Here is a 4,186-nt window from a genome sequence, read left to right as displayed (position 1 = left end):
CGGCGTATACCTCCGCACCGCACCCCCACCCCACAACGCCACCCACACACACCCGTCCGCATCAACGGTGAGCCCATCAGGAAACCCCGCGCCGGCCTCAACTTCCGCGAACCGCCGCCGCTTAGACACCCGCCCGTCCGCGTACTCGAACACATCGATCCGCCGGGTAGGCGAGTCGATGTAGTACATCAACCGCCCATCAGGACTCCACCCCGTCCCGTTGCTCACGGCCACGTCATCAAGGATCAGCCGCACGGAACCGTCCCCGGCGACACGCGACAACGTGCCCCCGCAAGCCGCCTCGTCGTACCGCATCGTGCCCACCCACAACGCCCCGTCGGGCGCCACGGCCGCGTCATTGGCCCGCCGCCCGGCAACAGGCTCCCGATGCAACCACCGGAACTCCCCGTCGGGATCGACAAGCCCGACCCCGTCCCGCAGATTGAGAACGAGCCCCCCACCGACACGCGGCTTCGCGGCCCCCACATGCTGCTCGGTCACCCGAACCGTCCGACGGCCCGACGCGGGGTCGTACGTGTACACCCGGGACCCAAGGATGTCGATCCAGATCAACCGCCCCGCCGCGGCGTCCCACGTCGGCCCCTCACCCAGCGTCGCCTCGGCCCGTACAGCCACCTCGTACGTCATCCCACGCTCCGATGCCCGAGCCGCTCCGACAGTTCGGCCGCGCCCTTCGCGGCAAGCTGCTCCAGCTCGACCCGCCGCTCGTCGCTCCATCGGATCATGGGAACGGAGATGGAAAGAGCAGCGACAACCTGGCCAGTACGGTCCCGAACCGGCGCCGCGACGCACGACACATCCGGATTCGACTCACGGCTCTCGACAGCGACCCCGCGCGACCGGATCTCGGCGAGAGCCTCCCGCAGCGCGGCCGGCTCGACAATGCTGTTCGGCGTCATCGCGGCCAACGACACATCGGCCGGGATGCGCGCGGTCAGCTCCGGCTCGGGAAGCGAGGCGAGCAGCATCTTGCCCACGGACGTGCAGTGCGCGGGCAGCCGACGCCCCGCCGCCGACACCATCCGCACCGCGTGCGTGGAGTCAACCTTGGCGATGTAGATGACGTCGGTGCCTTCGAGGATCGCGACGTGCACGGTCTCGTCGCAGGTCTCGGCGACGGACCGGGCGACCTGCTGCCCCTCGGCGGCGAGGTCGAGCTGCTCGGCGTATCGGCTCCCGAGCTGGTACGGACGGACTCCGAGCCGGTAACGTCCCGGTTGTCCGGGCACGGGCACGATGTACGACCGGGCGGCGAGGGTGGTGACCAGTTCGTGCACGGTCGTGCGCGGCAGTTGCAGCTTGCGCACGATGTCGGGGGCGGAGAGCGTCCCGTCCCCGTCGAGGAAGAGCTCAAGAATATCGAGAGCCCGGGTCACGGCAGGTACGAGTCGTCCCACAACCGGCCCCCTTCTAGGTGTCTGCGAGTGGCTGTATGGGGTGTCGCACCGACCGTCGTGTTCGAGATTTCAACTGACGATCGGCATGACGAACACAGGCTAGCCATAGAGGGTTGCACGGGCAATGGTCGCGTGACCATGTGACTACCGAGCGGCCCTGGGATCGCCCAGTTCACCACGCAACCGCTGGGCGCGCAGCACGAGTTCGAGCTCGAACCGGCGGTCCGGGTGGTCGATCTCGTCACCCCACAGTTCGCGGATCTGCCGTAGGCGGTACCGCACGGTCTGCGGATGCACCCCGAGCCGCGCGGCCACCTCCGGCGCCCCGCCCCGCGTCTCCAGCCACGCCAGCAGGGTCTCCGCGAGCCGCCGCCGATGCGTCGGCCCCGAGTGCGCGAGCGGCGCCAGACACCGCAGCGCGAGATCGTCGATCAGCTCCTCCGGCTGCAGCAGCACCAAAGCCTCGGTGTGCTCGGTGCAGTACAGGACACCCCCGCCAGGCAACAGCCCCCGCTCCATCAGTCCTACGGCCGCCTCGGCCCAGCGCGCCGACTTCACCGCGTCGGCCAGCGGCACCGGCGGCCCGATCGCCCCGGCCCAGCCGGTCAGCGCCCGGTGCAGCAGCTCGGGCCGCCCGGCGGCATCCGGCTCGGGCACGACCATGCGCGGCTGGTCGTACTCCATGTCGAGCAGGACCTCCTGCCCTACGGCGGGGGCGACGGCCTCGCGGGCCGGGCGCAGCAGAACGCCCACGGCGACCTTGTCGGGGAGCGGCCAGCCGATGCGGGCGGCGCGTTCGGCGAGGGCCTCGGTCGGGTCGCCGCGGTGGTGCTCGGCGAGGAGGAGTTCCATGAGCCGCCGCTGGAGCCGCAGCCGCTCTCCCGCCTGCCGCGCGGCGGCCTCGGCGTACCCGCGCACGGACTGGTCGACGAGCCCGTCCAGATACTCGTAGCCCGCGTCGACGAGCGCGTACATCGCGGGTGGCGGAATCTCGACCCGCTGCCCGATCTCGGCCAGCCGCCGCCAGGCGAGCCGCACTCCCATCCGGTAGATCGCCTGGAGCGAGTCGAGGCTGCGGCCGTGCAGGCCCTCGCCGCGCCCGAACTCCTGGAAGACGCCCGGCGGTACGGTCGGACGGCCCTCGGCGGTCTCCAGGTGCTGGACGAACACCTCGATGGCGCGACGGATGCCGACCAGAGCCATCGGCTCACCCGAGTCGTCCAGAACCAGGGGCAGTTGAGGATGCTCACGGCGGATCTCCCGCAGGATCTCCTCGGCGAGCGCGGGCGCCTCGGCCATGGCGATCGCCGCGAACTCCCGTACCTGGAGACGCGGTACGTCGTGCCACGCCGAACGCGCCGTCACGGTCGCCGGGCGTGCCGACACGGGGTCAACTCCCCTGGCCCGCTTGCTCGTACGTGACCAAGGGCGTGTTCGGCTGGGCCGGTCTCGCGTCCAGCAGCGCGACGACACCGAGCGCGGCACCCACGGCGAGGGCGGCGGCCAGGACCATGGTGAGTGCGGCGGCGAGCAGTCTGGGCATCGCGGGGTCAGCCTCTCTGTCCTGAGGTCCGTGCGCCCTGCCCCTGCCCGTCGGCCCAGTGTCGGCAGACATTGACACTCCGTCAAGGGGCGCCTACGGTTCCCGGCCCAAGAGCGGCCCGAACTCCGTCACCAACTTTCACTGGAGTGTCCGGATGCGCCGTACGACCTCTCCATTTTCCTTGATCCTGCTGGGACTTGGCACGTTTCTGCTGGTCCTGGCGCCGCTGCTGGCGTGGTACGTCGAGCCGCGGGCCGCCGTGACCCCGATCGACATCGACACGACCGCCGTCTACCGGGGCACCGGAAGCTACTTCGACACCGGTGAGCTGCGGACCGTGGACGACCAGCGGATCACGGTCACCCAGCAGGTGCGCGGCGATGTCGCGGACAGCGAGAAGAGCGGGGACGCGGTCTGGGACGTCACCACGACCGTCGACACTGACAAGTCGCTGCCGGCCGCCGATCCGCACGACGCGCTGGAGTTCTTCCCCAACCGCTGGGTCACGGACCGTAAGACCAACAAGCCCGTGCACTGCTGCCACGAGAACCCGTACTTCGAGGGCGACGCCTACCTGAAGTTCCCGTTCGACGTGCGGAAACAGCCGTACCAGTGGTGGGACAACTCCCTCGGCGCGACGGTGACTCTGCGTTACGCGGGGACCAAGAAGGTGCAGGGCTACTCGGGTTACGTCTTCAAGGGCACCGTCCCGCCCACGAAGATCGGCACCCGTCTGGTCCCCGGCAGCCTCGTCGACCAGCCCAAGTCCCCCCAGATCCTGGCCGAGGAGTGGTACTCCAACCACGGCATCGAGCTGATCGTCGACCAGCGCACCGGCCGGGTGATCTACGCTCAGACCGGGCCCCGGCGCACCCTGCGCGCCCCCGGTCACGCCTACGACGCGGTCCTCCTCCTGGACGCCGACAAGCTCGCGTTCACCACGGCCACCCAGAAGGAACAGGTGAAACTGGCGAAGCGGGAGAGCGGCCAACTGCGCCTGGTGGGGCAGTCGTTGCCGATCGGTGCCGCTGTGGCCGGATTCGTCTTCGCCGTGGCGGGTGGCGTTTTGGTGCTACGCGGCCGCAGGCGCCCGGAATCTCCCGCTTCACCCGAGTATCCACCCACGATGTGACGTGACGTCAGTTCTAATAACCCCGGAAATTGTCATGCGGGTGAGTAGCCGTCAGGAACGCCGGGGCGAAAACTGTCCAACCCACCCCGGCAC

At 69.7% G+C, this 4,186-nt stretch carries 5 protein-coding genes; 1 reads left to right on the top strand and 4 read right to left on the bottom strand.

Annotated elements, in window-relative coordinates; genetic code table 11:
- From AC31A1_RS47805 to AC31A1_RS47790, 4 genes are all read right to left on the bottom strand, one after another.
- Positions 1-648, bottom strand: a 648-nt coding sequence (locus AC31A1_RS47805) for an SMP-30/gluconolactonase/LRE family protein (RefSeq protein WP_489659332.1), incomplete at its 3' end; no start/stop codon positions are given.
- Positions 645-1,418, bottom strand: coding sequence for an IclR family transcriptional regulator (locus AC31A1_RS47800; protein WP_489659331.1), 774 nt, complete (start codon positions 1,416-1,418; stop codon positions 645-647). The genes AC31A1_RS47805 and AC31A1_RS47800, both read right to left, overlap by 4 nt.
- Positions 1,419-1,562: 144 nt before the next feature.
- On the bottom strand, positions 1,563-2,804 hold the full coding sequence (locus tag AC31A1_RS47795; protein ID WP_489659330.1) for a PucR family transcriptional regulator: 1,242 nt from the start codon (positions 2,802-2,804) through the stop codon (positions 1,563-1,565).
- 4 nt (positions 2,805-2,808) lie between these two features.
- Complete coding sequence (locus AC31A1_RS47790; RefSeq protein WP_327404313.1) at positions 2,809-2,961, bottom strand: hypothetical protein; 153 nt, start codon at positions 2,959-2,961, stop codon at positions 2,809-2,811.
- A gap of 154 nt (positions 2,962-3,115) precedes the next feature.
- On the opposite strand from AC31A1_RS47790, the gene pgfA reads away from it, so the two are divergent.
- Positions 3,116-4,093 carry a cell envelope lipid trafficking protein PgfA gene (gene pgfA / locus AC31A1_RS47785; protein ID WP_489659329.1) on the top strand — a complete coding sequence of 326 codons (978 nt, stop codon included), beginning with the start codon at positions 3,116-3,118 and terminating at the stop codon, positions 4,091-4,093.
- Positions 4,094-4,186 lie beyond the last annotated feature (93 nt).

It is taken from the genome of Streptomyces sp. P5F9 (genome assembly GCF_057961495.1).
The sequence above is the reverse complement of the archived record's forward strand: the minus strand, read 5'-3'. Positions and strand labels throughout refer to the sequence as shown.

Excerpts from the sequence above, each read along its gene's own strand:
- AC31A1_RS47790 (WP_327404313.1), bottom strand. The coding sequence starts at position 2,961 with ATGCCCAGACTGCTCGCCGCCGCACTCACCATGGTCCTGGCCGCCGCC.
- pgfA (WP_489659329.1), top strand. The coding sequence starts at position 3,116 with ATGCGCCGTACGACCTCTCCATTTTCCTTGATCCTGCTGGGACTTGGC.